The 14,824-nt window shown below is 72.7% G+C and carries 17 protein-coding genes; 7 read left to right on the top strand and 10 right to left on the bottom strand.

The features are described from left to right. Positions 1–160: 160 nt before the first annotated feature. Complete coding sequence (locus ACIP4O_RS21500; RefSeq protein ID WP_361327862.1) at positions 161–805, bottom strand: HAD family hydrolase; 645 nt, start codon at positions 803–805, stop codon at positions 161–163. A gap of 159 nt (positions 806–964) precedes the next feature. On the opposite strand from ACIP4O_RS21500, the gene ACIP4O_RS21495 reads away from it, so the two are divergent. From ACIP4O_RS21495 to ACIP4O_RS21485, 3 genes are all read left to right on the top strand, one after another. Beyond that, the gene (locus tag ACIP4O_RS21495; RefSeq protein ID WP_401576588.1) at positions 965–1,324 is read left to right on the top strand and encodes a hypothetical protein; all 360 of its coding nucleotides are present in this window, start codon (positions 965–967) and stop codon (positions 1,322–1,324) included. Between the two features lie 3 nt (positions 1,325–1,327). Beyond that, the gene (locus ACIP4O_RS21490) at positions 1,328–1,789 is read left to right on the top strand and encodes a hypothetical protein (protein ID WP_401576587.1); all 462 of its coding nucleotides are present in this window, start codon (positions 1,328–1,330) and stop codon (positions 1,787–1,789) included. Positions 1,790–2,048: 259 nt separating this feature from the next. Beyond that, positions 2,049–2,795 carry an SAM-dependent methyltransferase gene (locus tag ACIP4O_RS21485; protein WP_401576830.1) on the top strand — a complete coding sequence of 249 codons (747 nt, stop codon included), beginning with the start codon at positions 2,049–2,051 and terminating at the stop codon, positions 2,793–2,795. A gap of 57 nt (positions 2,796–2,852) precedes the next feature. Here the strand turns inward: ACIP4O_RS21485 and ACIP4O_RS21480 are convergent, their stop codons facing one another. The 3 genes from ACIP4O_RS21480 to ACIP4O_RS21470 all read right to left on the bottom strand — a co-directional run bounded on the left by ACIP4O_RS21480 (position 2,853) and on the right by ACIP4O_RS21470 (position 5,237). Continuing rightward, the gene (locus ACIP4O_RS21480; RefSeq protein WP_361327854.1) at positions 2,853–3,350 is read right to left on the bottom strand and encodes a GNAT family N-acetyltransferase; all 498 of its coding nucleotides are present in this window, start codon (positions 3,348–3,350) and stop codon (positions 2,853–2,855) included. Between the two features lie 25 nt (positions 3,351–3,375). Next, a complete protein-coding gene (locus ACIP4O_RS21475; RefSeq protein WP_401576584.1) occupies positions 3,376–3,954 on the bottom strand; it encodes a sigma-70 family RNA polymerase sigma factor in 579 nt (192 codons plus the stop codon). A 95-nt stretch (positions 3,955–4,049) separates the two neighbouring features. Beyond that, positions 4,050–5,237, bottom strand: a complete 1,188-nt coding sequence (locus ACIP4O_RS21470; protein ID WP_401576582.1) for a glycerophosphodiester phosphodiesterase — start codon at positions 5,235–5,237, stop codon at positions 4,050–4,052. 315 nt (positions 5,238–5,552) lie between these two features. Here ACIP4O_RS21470 and ACIP4O_RS21465 point away from each other — a divergent pair, with 315 nt between their 5' ends. Continuing rightward, positions 5,553–6,224: a 1-acyl-sn-glycerol-3-phosphate acyltransferase gene (locus ACIP4O_RS21465; RefSeq protein ID WP_007829164.1), complete on the top strand. Its 672-nt coding sequence runs from the start codon at positions 5,553–5,555 to the stop codon at positions 6,222–6,224. A gap of 301 nt (positions 6,225–6,525) precedes the next feature. Here the strand turns inward: ACIP4O_RS21465 and ACIP4O_RS21460 are convergent, their stop codons facing one another. Next, complete coding sequence (locus ACIP4O_RS21460) at positions 6,526–8,100, bottom strand: MFS transporter (RefSeq protein ID WP_401576828.1); 1,575 nt, start codon at positions 8,098–8,100, stop codon at positions 6,526–6,528. A gap of 2 nt (positions 8,101–8,102) precedes the next feature. Continuing rightward, a complete protein-coding gene (locus tag ACIP4O_RS21455) occupies positions 8,103–8,651 on the bottom strand; it encodes a TetR/AcrR family transcriptional regulator (protein WP_361327845.1) in 549 nt (182 codons plus the stop codon). Positions 8,652–8,815: 164 nt separating this feature from the next. Here ACIP4O_RS21455 and ACIP4O_RS21450 point away from each other — a divergent pair, with 164 nt between their 5' ends. Further along, positions 8,816–9,316 (top strand): HAD domain-containing protein, encoded by a 501-nt coding sequence (locus ACIP4O_RS21450; protein WP_361327842.1) that lies wholly within the window; start codon positions 8,816–8,818, stop codon positions 9,314–9,316. A 54-nt stretch (positions 9,317–9,370) separates the two neighbouring features. Here ACIP4O_RS21450 and ACIP4O_RS21445 read toward each other — a convergent pair whose 3' ends face one another. The 3 genes from ACIP4O_RS21445 to ACIP4O_RS21435 form a co-directional block, all read right to left on the bottom strand. Then, positions 9,371–10,342: an aldo/keto reductase gene (locus tag ACIP4O_RS21445; RefSeq protein WP_401576579.1), complete on the bottom strand. Its 972-nt coding sequence runs from the start codon at positions 10,340–10,342 to the stop codon at positions 9,371–9,373. Between the two features lie 243 nt (positions 10,343–10,585). After that, the gene (gene argH, locus ACIP4O_RS21440; protein ID WP_401576577.1) at positions 10,586–12,022 is read right to left on the bottom strand and encodes an argininosuccinate lyase; all 1,437 of its coding nucleotides are present in this window, start codon (positions 12,020–12,022) and stop codon (positions 10,586–10,588) included. 71 nt (positions 12,023–12,093) lie between these two features. Then, positions 12,094–12,483, bottom strand: coding sequence for a DUF488 domain-containing protein (locus tag ACIP4O_RS21435; RefSeq protein ID WP_401576575.1), 390 nt, complete (start codon positions 12,481–12,483; stop codon positions 12,094–12,096). Between the two features lie 103 nt (positions 12,484–12,586). Here ACIP4O_RS21435 and ACIP4O_RS21430 point away from each other — a divergent pair, with 103 nt between their 5' ends. Then, positions 12,587–13,189: a pyridoxamine 5'-phosphate oxidase family protein gene (locus ACIP4O_RS21430; protein WP_401576573.1), complete on the top strand. Its 603-nt coding sequence runs from the start codon at positions 12,587–12,589 to the stop codon at positions 13,187–13,189. Positions 13,190–13,254: 65 nt separating this feature from the next. On the opposite strand, the gene ACIP4O_RS21425 is transcribed toward ACIP4O_RS21430, so the two are convergent. Further along, positions 13,255–13,623: a DUF805 domain-containing protein gene (locus tag ACIP4O_RS21425; protein WP_401576571.1), complete on the bottom strand. Its 369-nt coding sequence runs from the start codon at positions 13,621–13,623 to the stop codon at positions 13,255–13,257. A gap of 463 nt (positions 13,624–14,086) precedes the next feature. Between ACIP4O_RS21425 and ACIP4O_RS21420 the strand changes: the two genes are divergently transcribed. Further along, on the top strand, positions 14,087–14,818 hold the full coding sequence (locus tag ACIP4O_RS21420; protein WP_401576569.1) for a L,D-transpeptidase: 732 nt from the start codon (positions 14,087–14,089) through the stop codon (positions 14,816–14,818). The last annotated feature ends 6 nt before the right edge of the window (positions 14,819–14,824 follow it).

The following is a 14,824-nucleotide window of genomic DNA, read 5'->3' as shown; positions in this document are numbered from 1 at the left end:
ACACATACGGCGAGCACCGGGCGTCAGGTTCGCCTCGGTCGCTGGGATGCGTGCGCTCGTCGTGGTCATGACGTCAGTTAACCAGACAAGCGGAGGGTGACCGTCCGCTCGTCCGCATCACGGACTCCCGCCGCTCGGCACCCGGACGGTGCCGCGCGGCTCAGTCCTCGGTCACGATCTCCAGGAAATCGCCGCTGACCTGCACGGACACCGCCGAGAGGTCGGGTACGAGGGCATCGGCGGTCAGCTCCGCGCGGGGGTACGTTGTGGTCAATGCCACGGTCCGCATCCCGGCCGCCTGCGCGGAGCGCAGACCCACGGGGGCGTCCTCGAAGACGACGCAGTCCCCGGGCGGGAAGCCGAGCTTCGCGGCGCCGAGCAGGTAGGGCTCGGGGTCCGGCTTGCCCCGTGTGATGTCGTCGGCGGCGACGAGGGTACGGGGGTGCAGGCCGAGGCCCGAGAGGCGGGCGCGCGCGAGCCTGCGGGTCGCCGAGGTGACGACAGCCCAGCGCTCGGCGGGGAGCCCGGCGAGCAGGGCGACGGTGCCGGGCAGTGCCTCGGTGCCCTCGGCGTCGGCCACCTCCAGGTCCTCGATCCGCCGGGCCGCCTCCGCCACCTTCTCCGGGGGCAGCAGGTCCGCGACGATCTCGGCGGAGGGGCGCCCGTGCAGCTCGATCCGCGCGAAGTCGGCCTCGGTGACCCCGTACTCGACGGCCCAGCGGGTCCAGCAGCGGCGCACGGAGCGGAGCGAGGACATGAGGGTGCCGTCGTTGTCGAAGAGGAGCGCGCGGGCCTGGAGCTTCATGGTGGCGAGCCTAATCGCGCGGGCGGGACGGCGCGGGACGGGGACGGGTCGGCGCGCGGGGCGGGAGTGGGTCGGCGCGCGGGGCGGGAGCGGGTGGGGACGCGGGGTGGGGGCGGGCCGCTTTTCGGGCGGAATGGGGACCGTAATAGGGTCTGCCGCATGTTTGATGCCCTGACGATCGCGACCGCCGTCGCCGCGCTCGCGCTCGCCGCCTGGTGCGGGTGCGCCTTCGCCAAGGACCAGTCGACGAAGGACTGGCACTTCATCGGGATGGCGGTCGTCTCGCTGCTCGCGCTCGCGCAGCTCGTCATCGGCATCGTCCAGCTCGCGCGCGGCGAGAGCCCGGACCAGGGCACGGTGATCTTCGTGGCCTATCTCGTGGGTGCCGCGCTGTGCGTCCCGCTGGCCGGGTTCATGTCGCTCACCGAGCGCAGCAAGTGGGGCTCGATGACGGTGCTGGCCGGCGGCGTCGTCCTCGCGGTTCTCGAAGTCCGGCTCTACGACATCTGGGGTGGCTGAGCGATGGAGCGCGAAACGACACGGGAGCCGGGGACGGCGGGGCGGACCAGGCTCATCAGCGGTCCGGGCATCCTGCTCCTGTGGGTCTACGGAGTCATGGTGGTCGGCGCGCTCTCCCGCTCCGTCTACCAGCTGAGCACCGAGTTCGACCGGGCGCCGCTCGCCTACGTGCTCTCCGCCGTCGCGGGGGTCGTGTACTGCTTCATCACGTGGAGTCTCGTACGCGGTGGCGAGGGCGCGCGCACGGCGGCGCGGATCTGCTGCGCGATCGAGCTGCTCGGCGTGCTCGTCGTGGGCACGTGGACGCTCCTCGACAGCGACTCGTTCCCGGACTCGACGGTGTGGTCGGACTACGGCATGGGCTACCTCTTCATCCCGGTGATCCTGCCCGTCAGCGCCCTCCTGTGGCTGCGGCGCTCGCGCGTGGAGGCGCTGGACGCCAGGACGACGGCGAAGGCGGCCTGAACGGGGGCGCGGGGGCGTCGGTTCGCGCTCCGAGCGGCCCGCCGGTTCGCTCTCCGGACCGGCCCTCCGGTTTATTCGCTGGCCCGGCGTGCGCACCGCCGCCTAGGCTCCGCGTGTTCCACCACTACGGCCAGGTACAAGGGTGAGTTGATGACGCCGCGGGAGAGCGCCGCCGCACGGCTGCGCACGGACGACCGGTCGCACGAGGCGACCCGTATCCCTGTCACGTCTCCCTTGAGGACCTTCACCCGTGGATTCCCTGGATCTCCCCCGTAGTTTCACCATCCGCGAGAGCGGACACCGCGTCCACAACCCGTTCACCGGGGACCAGCTCGCGCTGCTCGGCCGGGCGATCGGGCTGCGGCCCGGCATGCGGGTGCTCGATCTCGCCTGCGGTTCGGGCGAGATGCTCTGCACCTGGTCGCGCGCGCACGGCATCGGCGGCACGGGCGTGGACATCTCCACCGTCTTCCTCGCCGCCGCGCACGCCCGCGCGGCCGAACTCGGCGTCGCCGACGACGTGCGCTTCGTGCACGCCGACGCCTCCGGCTTCGTGGCCGAGGAGCCGGTCGACGTCGCGGCCTGTCTCGGCGCCACCTGGATCGGTGACGGCGTGCCCGGCACGCTCGACCTGCTCCGCCGCTCGCTCAGGCCGGGCGGTCTCCTTCTCGTCGGAGAGCCCTACTGGGCGGAGCTGCCGCCCGACGAGGAGACGGCTCGGGCCTGCGGCGCGCCCGCGCGGGACACGTACCTGCCGCTCGACGGCCTCCTGGAGTCCTTCGGGGCGCTCGGGTACGACGTCGTCGAGATGGTCCTCGCCGAGCGCGCGGGCTGGGACCGGTACGTCGGCGCGCAATGGCTCACGACGCGGCGCTGGCTCGACGCCCATCCGGAGGACCCGATGGCGCCCGAGATGCGCGCCGAACTGGACACGGCGCCGGTGCGGCACGCGCGGTACCAGCGCAGGTACCTGGGTTGGGGCGTGTTCGCGCTGATGGCGCGCTGATCGGCGCGGCGGGGTGATCACCCGGGGCGGGTCGCGACGCGCGGCCCGCCCCGTCCCTCACACTCCGGCCGGGTGCCGGCCCGCGACCGTCTCCTTGGTGAGCGTCACCATGCTGAGGCGCTCGCTGACCTGCTCGGTACCGATGGGCGCGTACCCGTACTTGCGGTACAGGCGCACGTTGCTGCGGTGCCCCGTGAAGAGCTGGAAGCGGCGGGCGCGGCCCTCGGCGCGCAGCGCGTTCTCCACGGCGACCAAAAGCCGGCCGCCGAGCCCGTGCCGCTGCATCCGGGGGTGCACGACGAGCTTGCCGATGTGGGCGATCCCGCCCTCGTCGACCGCGCCCCGTACCGAGCCCACGACCTCGTCGCCGAGGCGCGCGACGAGCACGTGCCCGGAGCGCAGTTCGTCCCGCAGGCTCTCCAGGCTCTGGGTCAGGGGCTCGATGCCCCAGTCCCCGTACCGCTCCGCCTCGCTCTGGAAGCAGAGGTACTGGAGCTTCAGGATCTGCTCGGCGTCCTCTTCGGTCGCCGCAGAGATGGTCACGCTCGCGCCCATGTGTGCACGCCTCCCGCTCACCTGTTCACCGCTGTGTCTCCCGCAGGATTCCCCATCCCGCCCCCCGTGCGAAACCTTGGGGACGGCTCCGAGGACCGGAACGGTCCTGTGCGCCGGCCGGTCCGAGCAGTCTTCCCAAGCAGTTCAGGCAGTGTGAGCGCCTCGGACCGAGGCTCCCCTGTGAGATTCCCAACTCCGCGGCGATCTCCCGGTAGGTGAGATCGCGGGGCGAGAGCAGCGCGCGGACGAGGCCGCGGCAGCGGCCCGGGAGGCGGCCCGCCGCCTCGCGCACGGAGTGGAGGAGTTCGGCCTCGATGTGCTGCTGCTCGGGCCCGGGGCGCGGGTCGGCGGGCTCGGGGGCGCGCGGGTGCTCCCGTACGGAGCCGGCCTCCTGCCGTACCGCTCGCGCCTCGGCCCGTACCGCCGTGCGCAGCCAGGCGGCCGGGTCGGCGGGCGGCGGCGCGCCGCGCAGCCGCTCCAGGAGCCGGACCCACAGGGACTGTTCGAGGTCGGCCGGGTCGAGCTGGTACGCGAGCGCCTCGGCGCGGGCGGCGGTGCGTACGAGGGGGTGCCAGTGGTCGTAGGAGAGCGGGGTGGTCGTCATGCCTGGCGGGACAGCGTGCGCGCGCGGAAGGTTCCGCGAGCGGCGGCGGCTCACCCGGAGGTATGCCGCCGCGCTCGCGTGCTGACGGCCCTCGGTCAGTGGCGGTTCTTCTTCGCCAGGTAGCTCTCGCGCGCGAGGAGCGCGGTGTCGCCGTTGTCCGAGAAGAGTCCGTCGATACCGGTCGCGAAGTACGTCTCGAAGAGCCGGAAGGCGTCCCCGTACGCGTTCGGGTCGCTGCCGACGCGGTAGTCCACCGGCAGGAAGGCGTTCTCGTTGCGGACGGTGTACGGGTGCAGCCGCAGGCCCTTCGCGTGGGCGTCGCGCACGAGGCTCGTGGGCGTGCCGAGGGTGCCGTCGGCCTTGCGCGGGATGACCAGACTCAGGTCGGGGCCGATGCCGTCGGCGAAGGACGCGATCCACTTCAGGCCCGCGGGGGTGACGAGGTCGTCGGTGGTGCGCGGGTCGCCCGTGGCCTCGAAGTCGTACGGCTTGGTGCCCGCCGTCGAGAGCAGCACGATGCCCGGCGTGCGCACGAGCTTCTTGAGGCGCTGGATGCTCGTCGGCTCGAAGGACTGGAGGATGAGCGCGGAGGAGTCGCGGCTGTCGCGCCCGTACCGGCGCAGCAGGCGCGCGAGGCGCTCTTCGAGGCCGAGCCCGATGCCGCGGAAGTAGGTGGGGTGCTTCGTCTCGACGTACAGCCAGATCTTCCGGCCGCGCGCCCGGCCCTCGCGCTCGGCCCACTCCAGGACCTCCTCGAAGGTCGGCACCTCCCAGCGGCCGTTGTAGAGGGTGTTGTGCTGGCGGTTGGCGGGGATGCGCTCGACGGCGCGGAGGGTCTTCAGCTCGGCGAGCGTGAAGTCCTCGGTGAACCAGCCGGTGAGCTTCGCGCCGTCGACGGTCTTCGTCGTCCTGCGCGCGGCGAACTCGGGGTGCTGGGCGACGTCGGTGGTCTGCGTGATGTCGTTCTCGTGCCGGCAGACGAGGTGGCCGTCCTTCGTGGGGACGAGGTCCTGCTCGATGATGTGGACGCCCATGTCGAGGGCGAGCTGGTAGGAGCCGAAGGTGTGCTCGGGGCGGTAGCCGGAGGTGCCGCGGTGGCCGATGACCGTCACCTCGGGCAGATCGCGCAGCGCACCGCCGCCGTGCCCCCTTCCCTCGCTCGCGGCCGCGGCGCCCGGCAGTCCCACGACGGCGGCGCCCGCGCCCAGGGCGGCGGCGCCGAGCAGGGCGCGGCGGGCGGTGCCCGTGCGGGGAGCGGGCTGCTTGGCTGCCTGGTCCGTCATGGGGGTCCTCCTGAGCTTGTGGCCGTGCGGGTACGGGTACGGGGGCCCGCCGTCACGAGGGGTCCGTCCCGTGACGGGCGGGGCGCCCGGTGAAGCGGTGCCGATGCTAGGCGCGGGGCCTCGCGCGAGGGGAGAACCCGTGCCGAACAGCGGGTGAAAACCGGCCTCCCGGGGCAGGCTTCGGCTCGCGGGCGGATCAACTCCGCGTATCGCTACGGTGAACCCCGGTGTGCGCCGCCTCGCGACGCGCGAGTATCGTCCTCACCTGCGGGCCCCGCAGGTCCGCTGTCGTCCCTGACTGCTCCGGAGGGTCAGTTGTCCCGCTTCGCGTTCCTGAAGGCCGTCCTGGGTCCTGTCATGCGCCTGTGGTTCCGGCCGCAGCTGGAAGGCGTGGAGCGCATCCCGGGCGAGGGTCCGGTGATCCTGGCCGGGAACCACCTGACCTTCATCGACTCGCTGATCCTTCCGGTCGTCTGCGACCGGCAGGTGATGTTCATCGGCAAGGACGAGTACGTCACGGGCAAGGGCATCAAGGGCCGGGCCATGGCCTGGTTCTTCACGGGCGTCGGGATGATCCCGGTGGACCGGGACGGGGCCAACGGCGGGGTCGCCGCGCTCATGACGGGGCGCCGCATCCTGGAGGAGGGCCGGATCTTCGGCATCTACCCGGAGGGCACCCGCTCCCCCGACGGCCGCCTGTACCGGGGCCGTACCGGCATCGCGCGGCTGACCCTCATGACGGGCGCGCCCGTCGTCCCCTTCGCGATGATCGGCACCGACAAGCTCCAGCCGGGCGGCAAGGGCCTGCCCCGCCCCGGCAAGGTGACGGTCCGCTTCGGCGAGCCCATGGAGTTCTCGCGGTACGAGGGCATGGACCGCGACCGCTACGTGCTCCGCGCGGTGACGGACTCGGTCATGACCGAGGTCATGCGGCTCTCGGGCCAGGAGTACGTGGACATGTACGCGACCAAGGCGAAGGCGGCCTGAGACAGGCCCGCACCGCGGAAGCGTCGTGGCGGCAGCGGCGTCAACGCCGCCTGCCGCGCGTCACCCCGTATACAGCGAGCGCGAGGAACAGCACTGCCAGGGGGATGAGACCCCAGGCCGGCGGGTGCGGTCCCGAGGCCCCGAGGGCGAGTCCGGCGGTCGGTCGCACGGGGCCTCCTTCGAAGTGCCGTTGGGGGAGCGGGTGCCCCGCGCCCGCCGCTTCAAGCGCGCGGCACCGCGTTCTCCGGCGGGTCGGCTCCCCGGTGTGCGGATCGGCTCCCCCGGTGTGCGGGTCGGCTCCCTAGCGTGCCGCGCCCGCCGACGCCGCGCCCTCCCGTATCTCCCCCTCGCCCTCCTCATCCGTCACGTCGAGCCGTTGGCCCTTGAGCAGGAACCAGGCCGCGACGGCCGTGCCGAGCAGGACGACCGCGCCGCCGACCGCCGCGTAGTGCAGTCCCGTCACGAAGGAGTCGCTCGCCGCGTCGAACATGCGCGCGGCGAGGGGCGCGGGGAGCCGGTGGGCCGCTTCGGCCGCTCCGCCGAGTGATTCGTGGGCCGCTTCGGAGACGCGCCCCGGGACGCCGGCTGGGGTGGCGAAGTCCCGGTAGACGCCGTTGACCACGGAGCCGAGCAGGGCGATGCCGAGGGCCGTGCCCAGTTCGTACGCGGTCTCCGAGACGGCCGAGGCGGAGCCGGCCTTCTCCTTGGGCACGGCCGAGAGGATGACGTCGGCCGTGACGGTGAAGGAGAAACCGGCGCCGAGGCCGACGACGAGGAGCACGCCGCCGAGCAGCGGATAGCCCGTGTGCTCACCGATGAACACCACGGCGGCGAGCGCGACACCGATCGCCGCGAGCCCGCCCGAGACGACGCCCCGCACCGAGAAGCGGCGCGCGACGAGCCCGGCGACGAGCCCGGCGCCCACCGCGCCGATCGCGGAGGGCAGTTCGGCGAGCCCGGCGGCCAACGGGGTCCGGCCCTGGACGAGTTGCAGGAACTGCGAGAGGAAGAAGACGAGCCCGGAGAGGCCGAGCACGGTGAGCAGGTCGGCGACGACGGCGGCGCTGAAGCCCCGGTTGCGGAACAGGCGCATGTTCAGGAGTGGCTTGGGCAGCGTGAGCTGACGCCGCACGAACCACACGAGCAGCAGCACCCCGCCCAGTCCCGCGCCGAGTGTGAGCCCGGTGACCTCGCCCGCCGCCAGTTCCTTCACCGCGTACACGAGACCGAACATCCCGGCCAGCGAGAGCGCCACGCTGGGCAGGTCCCAGGGGCCGGGGGCGGGGTCCTTCGACTCGGGCAGGAGCTTGGCGCCGACGAGCACGAGGAGCGCCATGACGGGCAGGTTGATGAGGAAGACGGAGCCCCACCAGAAGTGTTCGAGGAGGAAGCCGCCGACGATCGGGCCGAGCGCCATCCCGGCCGACGAGGCCGCGCCCCAGGCGCCGATCGCGAAGCTGCGCTCGCGCGGGTCGGGGAAGATGTTGCGGATCAGCGCGAGCGTGGACGGCATGAGGGTCGCCCCCGCGACGCCGAGCAGGGCGCGCGCGAGGATGAGGATCTCGGGCGAGCCCGCGTAGGCGTTGAGGACCGAGACGCCGCCGAAGGCGATCGCGCCGAGGAGCAGCAGGCGTTTGCGGCCGATGCGGTCGCCGAGCCCGCCCATCGAGACGAGCAGCCCGGCGATGACGAAGGAGTAGACGTCGCCGATCCACAGGAGTTGCGTGCCCGAGGGGCGCAGGTCCTCGCTGATGTACGGCGTGGCGAGGCCGAGCACGGTCGCGTCGACCGCGATGAGGAGCACCGCGAGGACGAGGACGCCGAGGGCGAGCCAGCGCGCGAGGGGGCGCTGCGCGGGGGCGGGGGACGTGGTCATGGTCACGGGGTCCTCCTCAGTACCCCGCCGAGCAGCAGCTCGGACACATTGCGCGGGAAGTCCTGGGCGGCGACGCGGCCGTCGACGACGCACCAGCCGCAGGACCCTATGAGCGCGTAGAGCGCCTCGGTGAGCCAGGTCGGGCTGAGGTCGATACGGAACTCGCCGGTGCGCTGGCCTCGTTCGAACAGCGCCGTGAACCGGCCGTCGAGCCGGGCCCAGCCCTCGTCGATCTCCTCGCCCTCGAAGAGCTGTGCCTCGGTGATGAGGAAGGAGAGCAGCGGGGCGGGCCCCTGGAGACCGGCGACGAGTCTGCGCAGCGCGTCCACGGCGGGTCCCTCGTCGGTCCGCGCGGCGGCCACGGCGGCCTCGCACTCGCGGATGCCCAGCTCCTCCAGGGCCCGTACGAGGGCTTCGCGCCCGGCGAAGAGCCGGTGGAGCGTGGCCCGGCTGACCCCGGCGGCGCGCGCCACCTCGTCCATCGTGGAGCCGGAGCGGCGCACGAGGAGCGTGGCGGCGGAGCGCAGCACCTGATCGCGGTCGACAGTCATGCGGTCGACCCTAGCAAAATGAGACATGAACGTCTCATAAGGATCGGATACGTCTCACCCGAACCGGTGACGTCTCGCGATGCGGACGATTATCCGGGATGCGGATGCGGGGGCGGTCGCCCGTTCCGGTCACAATGGACCCCACCGATCCCCGGGACGCCCGCATGAAACCGTTCCTCTTCCTCGACGTCGACGGCCCCCTCAACCCCTTCGCGGCGGGCCGCCGGCGCCTGCCCGGCTACCGCAGCCGCAAGGTCCGCCCGGCGGGCTGGGCCTGGACCGAGCCCCTGGAACTGCGCCTCAACCCTGCGCACGGGGAACGGCTGCGCGCCCTCGCCGGGCGGTACGAGCTGGTGTGGGCCTCGACGTGGGAGGCCGAGGCGAACACGTACGTCGCGCCGGAGCTGGGCCTGCCCGCGCTCCCGTACGTGCACTGGCCGGCGCGGACGGCGGGCCCGGACGGTACCTTCTGGAAGCTGCGCGAGGTACTGGCCCGTGCCGGGGGCCGCCCGTTCGCCTGGGTCGACGACGAACTCGGCCCCCGCGACCGCGCGTGGGTCGCCGCCCACTACCCGGCCCCGACCGCGCTCCTGCGCATCGACCCGGCGCGCGGACTCACCGCCGAGGACTTCCTCGCCCTGGAGGAGTGGGCACAGAGCCTGTGACCCGGCCCCCGCGCTCCCTGGTGGTCCCGTCCCGGCGATCCCCCCGGTGCGCCCTCACTCCCACGGCATCCCCGCCCGCGTCCGCCAGTACTCCTCCGCGTCCTGCCCCAGCGCGTCAAGGCGTTCGAGTCGCTCCTCGTCGAGCGGGAGCGAGAGCGCGCGCAGGTTGGTGTCGAGCTGACCGACGGTCGCCGCGCCGGAGAGCGCGACCTCGACCCAGGGGGCGCGCAGGACGAAGGCGAGGGCGACGGCGTCCGGGGTCGTGGACAGTTCCTCGGCGATACCGCGCACGGCGGGCGGGGCCGCCTCGCCCGCCAGCCGCCCGTTGGCGAGCGCCTCCTTGACCAGCACGGAACGCCCGGCACGGTGCGCGGCCTCCAGCGCCGGCCCGGCGCTGTGCTCGTAGACGTTGTAGGTGGCCTGGATCGTGCCGAAGAGGGGCTGCCCGGCGACCTCGACGGCGAGTGCCTCGTGAATCGCCGTGCTCTGCTCCGGACCGCTCACCGAGCAGCCGATCGTGACGCCTTCCGCGCCGAGGGCGGCGAGACGCTCGTGCAGGGCGCGGTCGGTGAGCGCGGGGCTCTCGGGGGTGAGGGAGTGGATCTGGTAGAGGTCGAGACGGTCGCCGAGCAGGTCCCTGGTCTCCGCGACCTGCCGCTCGTACGTCGCCGGCCCGTGGTCCTTGACCTCGTGCGAGGCGGCGCGGGCGCGCCAGCCCGCCGTGTACGTGTAGCCCCACTTGCTGCCGACGACGAGGTCGGTGGCCTGGGGATGCGCGGCGAGCCACCCCGCGAGGAACTCCTCGGCGCGCCCGTAGGAACGGGCGGTGTCCACGTACCGCACGCCCTGCTCGTACGCGGCGTCGAGCAGGTCGTGCGCGCGGGCGCGCAGGTCCTCGACGCTCCGGCCCGGCGGCAGGTCGCGGTCCCGGCCGAGGTTGAGATAGCCGGGCCGGCCGACAGCGGCGAGGCCGAGTCCGATCCGGGACACGGGGGTGGGTGCGGCGGCGAGGCGGGCGAACGGCATGGGGGGCTCCTTCGCGGGGGTACGGCGACGGGGCGCCGCTCCGGGCGGTGTGCCCGGGGGGGCGCCCCCGTCAACGTAACGCCGCGCGAGGGCCCGTCGCGCACCGACCCGGCCGGTCCGGTGCGTACGGGCGCGGTCGCCCCCCAGGGCCCGGCGGCCTCCGAGCACGGCTGCCCGGCCACAGAGCACGGCTATCCGGCCTCCGAGCACGGCCGCCCGGTCTCAGGGCATGGCCGCCCCGCCTCAGACCAGCGGCTGCTTGGCCTGTGCCCAGGCGTGCTGCGCGGCCAGGTCTTCCTTGACCTCGGCGAGCTGGATCGCGACAGCGGAGGGGGCCGTGCCGCCGCGTCCGTCGCGGGCCGCGAGGGCGCCGGGGACGTTGAGGACCTCGCGGACCTCGGGGGTCAGGTGCGGGGAGATCTTCGCGAACTGCTCGTCGCTGAGCTGGTCCAGCTCGATGCCGTGCGCCTCGCATTCCTTGACGCACGCGCCCGCGACCTCGTGCGCGACGCGGAAGGGCACCCCGCGCTTGACGAGCCACTCGGCGATGTCGGTCGCGAGCGAGAAACCGGCCGGGGCCAGCTCCTCCAGGCGCTCGCGGTGCACCGTGAGCGTCGCGATCATGCCGGTGAAGGCGGGGAGGAGGACCTCCAGCTGGTCGCAGGAGTCGAAGACCGGCTCCTTGTCCTCCTGGAGGTCGCGGTTGTACGCGAGCGGGAGGGCCTTGAGCGTGGCGAGGAGGCCCGTGAGGTTGCCGATGAGGCGCCCCGACTTGCCGCGCGCCAGCTCCGCGATGTCCGGGTTCTTCTTCTGCGGCATGATCGACGAGCCGGTCGAGAAGGCGTCGTGGAGGGTCACGAAGGAGAACTCCTTCGTGTTCCACAGGATGATCTCCTCGGCGACGCGCGACAGGTTGACGCCGATCATCGCGGTCACGAAGGCGAACTCGGCGACGAAGTCCCGGGAGGCGGTGCCGTCGATCGAGTTGGCGACCGAGCCGCGCTCGAAGCCCAGGTCGGCCGCGACGGCCTCCGGGTCGAGGCCCAGCGAGGAGCCCGCGAGCGCGCCGGAGCCGTACGGCGAGACGGCGGTGCGCTCGTCCCACTGCCGCAGCCGCTCCGCGTCCCGCGACAGGGGCTGGACGTGGGCGAGGACGTGGTGCGCGAAGAGGACAGGCTGCGCGTGCTGGAGGTGGGTACGGCCCGGCATGGCGACGTCCGGGTGCGCCTCGGCGAGGGCGACCAGGGCGTCCTGCAACTCGGCGATCAGGCCGCCGATGATCCGCGCGTGATCGCGCAGGTACATGCGGAAGAGCGTGGCGATCTGGTCGTTGCGCGAGCGTCCGGCGCGGAGCTTGCCCCCGAGGTCGGGGCCGACGCGCTCCAGCAGGCCGCGCTCGAGCGCGGTGTGCACGTCCTCGTCGGCGACCGTCCCGGTGAAGCTGCCGTCGGCCACGTCGGCGGCGAGCTTGTCCAGCCCCTCGTGCATACGGGTCAGCTCGTCCTCGGTGAGCAGACCGGCGGCGCGCAGCACCCGGGCGTGGGCGCGCGATCCCGCGATGTCGTAGGGGGCGAGGCGCCAGTCGAAGTGCACGGAGGCGGAGAGTTTCGCCAGGGCCTCGGCGGGGCCGTCGGCGAAGCGGCCGCCCCAGAGACGGACGTCACCGTTGTTGCTGCTCACTGCTGTGCTCCTCGCGCGGCATGATCGGACTTCGTCTGCATGAGTATGCAGACTCATGCATGATTCGTCAATCAGCCCGCGCTCCCGTGCCCGTCGGTCCGGAGTTCGCCCGCGAGTACGCGGGTGTGCGCGTGATCGAGGTCCTTCGTCGCGGTCAGGAGCGTCAGCGGGCCCTTCGCCGCGAGGGTACGCAGCCGGGCGAGGGCTTCCTCGCGGTCAGGCCCGGCGAGCTCGGCCCGGTAGCGGTCGGTGAACTCCTCGAACCTGGCGGGGTCGTGCCCGTACCACTTGCGCAGTTCGGCGCTCGGCGCGACGGACTTCAGCCACTCGTCGAAGTGCGCGCGCTCCTTGGAGAGCCCGCGCGGCCACAGCCGGTCCACGAGGACGCGGTGCCCGTCCGCCGCCTCCGGAGGGTCGTAGGCGCGCCGTACCCGCACCTCGGTCGCCGTCTTGCGCACCATGCCGCGCTCCCTTCGCTCCCGCACACCATGCTGGAGCACCTCCCGCCCTCCCGCGCGATGAAAACCCCTGCCGTCGGGCGGGCACGGGATGAAGAATCGGACCATGGGAAAGACCTACGAACGCATCGACGGCCGTCTGCGTACCTTCATCGAGGAACAGCCCGTCTTCTTCACGGCGACGGCACCTCTCTCCGAGCAGGGCACGATCAATCTCTCCCCCAAGGGTGTGCGCGGCTCGTTCGCCGTGCTCGACGCGCACACCGTCGCGTACCTCGACTTCGCGGGCAGCAACGCGGAGACGATCGCCCACCTGCGCGAGAACGGGCGCATCACCCTCATGTGGTGCGCCTTCCAGGGCCCGCCGAACATCGTCCGGGTGCACGGGCAGGGCGAGGCGGTCTTCCGCGACGACCCGCGCTTTTCCGGGCTCGTGGAGCGCTTCGACGCCGTGGACCCGAGCCGGCACGGCCTGCGCGCCGTGATCGTCGTGCGTGCCGAACTGATCAGGGACACGTGCGGCTACGCGGTGCCCTTCATGGCGTACGAGGAGGAACGCGACCTGCACGCCCGGCGCTTCGCCCGCGAGGACGACGCCTCGCTCGACGCGTATTTCTCGAAGAAGGACCACATCGCGAAGAGCATCGACGGACTGCCGGGCCTGCCGCTCCCGCTGCCGCCCGCACCCGCTCCCCCTCCCGCGCCGTGATACGGGAACGGGCCCGGCCCCCATGGAGAGGCCGGACCCGGTGCGCGTGCGCGTGTGCGCGTGGCTCAGTACTGGGGGACGCCCGCGGGGGCCTTGGGGTTGGGGCCGTACATGTTGCCCTGGCGGTCGCCCTCCAGGAGGGTCAGGACGAACAGCCAGATGCCGCCGATGAACGGCACGAAGCTGATGAAGAACCAGCCGCCGGAACGCCCGGTGTCGTGCAGCCGGCGCCACGTGAGCGCGAGCGACGGGACGATGAGAGCGAGCGCGTACAGGCCGTACAGAACGAAGAAGACCTTGGTGACGGCTACCGCGAGAACGAACAGGATCAGCATCGCGATGATGTTGAACAGCTGGAACATCCAGTACTCGGCACGGCGCGCACGCCCGCTGAACTGGGCGTACTTCTTGAAGGCGTCGAGGTAGTAGTGCATGGTGGTGAAACCCCCCGGGGTATGTGGGCCCCTTGTGCGAGCGCGTGGCTGACACACGCGCGGTGAATGGTGAGCGGGCGCGTCAGCGGTCGCCGGGTGCCACCGGGCCGGGGACGGGCCGGACGGCGGGCGATGACGGAGAAGCGTTGGACGCGGCGGAGTGGTTCGGCACGGCCACACGGTGGACACGCGCGACGGCACACGCCCGCGACGAGAAAAACGGAACCCCCGACACAGGTGCGGACGCGTGACGCGTGCCGCACTTGTGCTGATCACGTAAGGGGAGAGTAAGGGTGCCCACACGAACGCGTCAAACAAACTTACGAAGATTCATTCCAGGAATCGCGGCGCTCTGTTGACAGGGAAAGGTGCTGGTGCCGGGGACGGTACGGACCCGGAAGCGCGCCACCCTTACGGCCCCCACCACGCTGCCGCGGTCGCACACGCCACCTACGTTCGCGGCATGAGATCAACGCCCCGCCGCCGCACCGCACTCGCGCTCGCCCTGCTGTCCGTCTCGCTCCTCGGCCCATCGGCGGGTTCCGCCGCCGCCGCACCCCGTGCCACGGCACCCCCGCTCCCCGCCCTCCTCGCCGACACGGGCGGCGCGCGTCAACTCCTCATCGCGACCGCTCCCGGCACCCGGTCCACGCACGGCACGCTGACGTGGTGGGAGCGGCGAGCGGATGGTGAGTGGCGGGCGCGCGGCCGGGCGGCCGCCCGGTTCGGCGCGGGAGGGCTCGTCGAGGGCACGCGCCGCGAGCAGGGCACGAACACGACCCCGACCGGTCTCTTCGGCCTCCCCTTCGCCTTCGGCAACGACGCCGCCCCCAAGGGCACCCACCTGCCGTACCGTCCCGTGACGCCGCACTCGTGGTGGTGCGAGGACAACGCCTCGCACGCGTACAACCGCTGGAGCGAACCCCGCGCGGCCGACTGCCGCGCCGAGGAGTCCGAGCGCCTGGCCGACTACCCGGCCCAGTACGCGCACGCCCTCGTCACCGACTTCAACTACCGCCACCCCGTGCGCGGCCGAGGCGCCGGCATCTTCCTCCACGTCAACGGCAAGGGCGCGACAGCGGGTTGCGTCTCGGTCCCGGCGGCGACGATGCGCACGCTGCTGCGATGGGTACGGCCGGGGGCGAAGCTCGCGGTGGGGACGGAGGGCGGGGCGACGGCGGTGACGCGGTACTGAGTGAAC

Origin of the sequence: Streptomyces sp. NPDC088923, from assembly GCF_044749745.1 — a bacterium.
GTDB lineage: Bacteria > Actinomycetota > Actinomycetes > Streptomycetales > Streptomycetaceae > Streptomyces.
This window is presented reverse-complemented; position numbering and strand designations above follow the sequence as displayed.

What these genes read in the sequence shown, in the direction of transcription:
- ACIP4O_RS21500 (WP_361327862.1), bottom strand. Translation starts at nt 805, where the DNA reads ATGAAGCTCCAGGCCCGCGCGCTCCTCTTCGACAACGACGGCACCCTC.
- ACIP4O_RS21495 (WP_401576588.1), top strand. Translation starts at nt 965, where the DNA reads ATGTTTGATGCCCTGACGATCGCGACCGCCGTCGCCGCGCTCGCGCTC.
- ACIP4O_RS21490 (WP_401576587.1), top strand. Translation starts at nt 1,328, where the DNA reads ATGGAGCGCGAAACGACACGGGAGCCGGGGACGGCGGGGCGGACCAGG.
- ACIP4O_RS21480 (WP_361327854.1), bottom strand. Translation starts at nt 3,350, where the DNA reads ATGGGCGCGAGCGTGACCATCTCTGCGGCGACCGAAGAGGACGCCGAG.
- ACIP4O_RS21475 (WP_401576584.1), bottom strand. Translation starts at nt 3,954, where the DNA reads ATGACGACCACCCCGCTCTCCTACGACCACTGGCACCCCCTCGTACGC.
- ACIP4O_RS21470 (WP_401576582.1), bottom strand. Translation starts at nt 5,237, where the DNA reads ATGACGGACCAGGCAGCCAAGCAGCCCGCTCCCCGCACGGGCACCGCC.
- ACIP4O_RS21460 (WP_401576828.1), bottom strand. Translation starts at nt 8,100, where the DNA reads ATGACCACGTCCCCCGCCCCCGCGCAGCGCCCCCTCGCGCGCTGGCTC.
- ACIP4O_RS21455 (WP_361327845.1), bottom strand. Translation starts at nt 8,651, where the DNA reads ATGACTGTCGACCGCGATCAGGTGCTGCGCTCCGCCGCCACGCTCCTC.
- ACIP4O_RS21450 (WP_361327842.1), top strand. Translation starts at nt 8,816, where the DNA reads ATGAAACCGTTCCTCTTCCTCGACGTCGACGGCCCCCTCAACCCCTTC.
- ACIP4O_RS21445 (WP_401576579.1), bottom strand. Translation starts at nt 10,342, where the DNA reads ATGCCGTTCGCCCGCCTCGCCGCCGCACCCACCCCCGTGTCCCGGATC.
- ACIP4O_RS21435 (WP_401576575.1), bottom strand. Translation starts at nt 12,483, where the DNA reads ATGGTGCGCAAGACGGCGACCGAGGTGCGGGTACGGCGCGCCTACGAC.
- ACIP4O_RS21430 (WP_401576573.1), top strand. Translation starts at nt 12,587, where the DNA reads ATGGGAAAGACCTACGAACGCATCGACGGCCGTCTGCGTACCTTCATC.
- ACIP4O_RS21425 (WP_401576571.1), bottom strand. Translation starts at nt 13,623, where the DNA reads ATGCACTACTACCTCGACGCCTTCAAGAAGTACGCCCAGTTCAGCGGG.
- ACIP4O_RS21420 (WP_401576569.1), top strand. Translation starts at nt 14,087, where the DNA reads ATGAGATCAACGCCCCGCCGCCGCACCGCACTCGCGCTCGCCCTGCTG.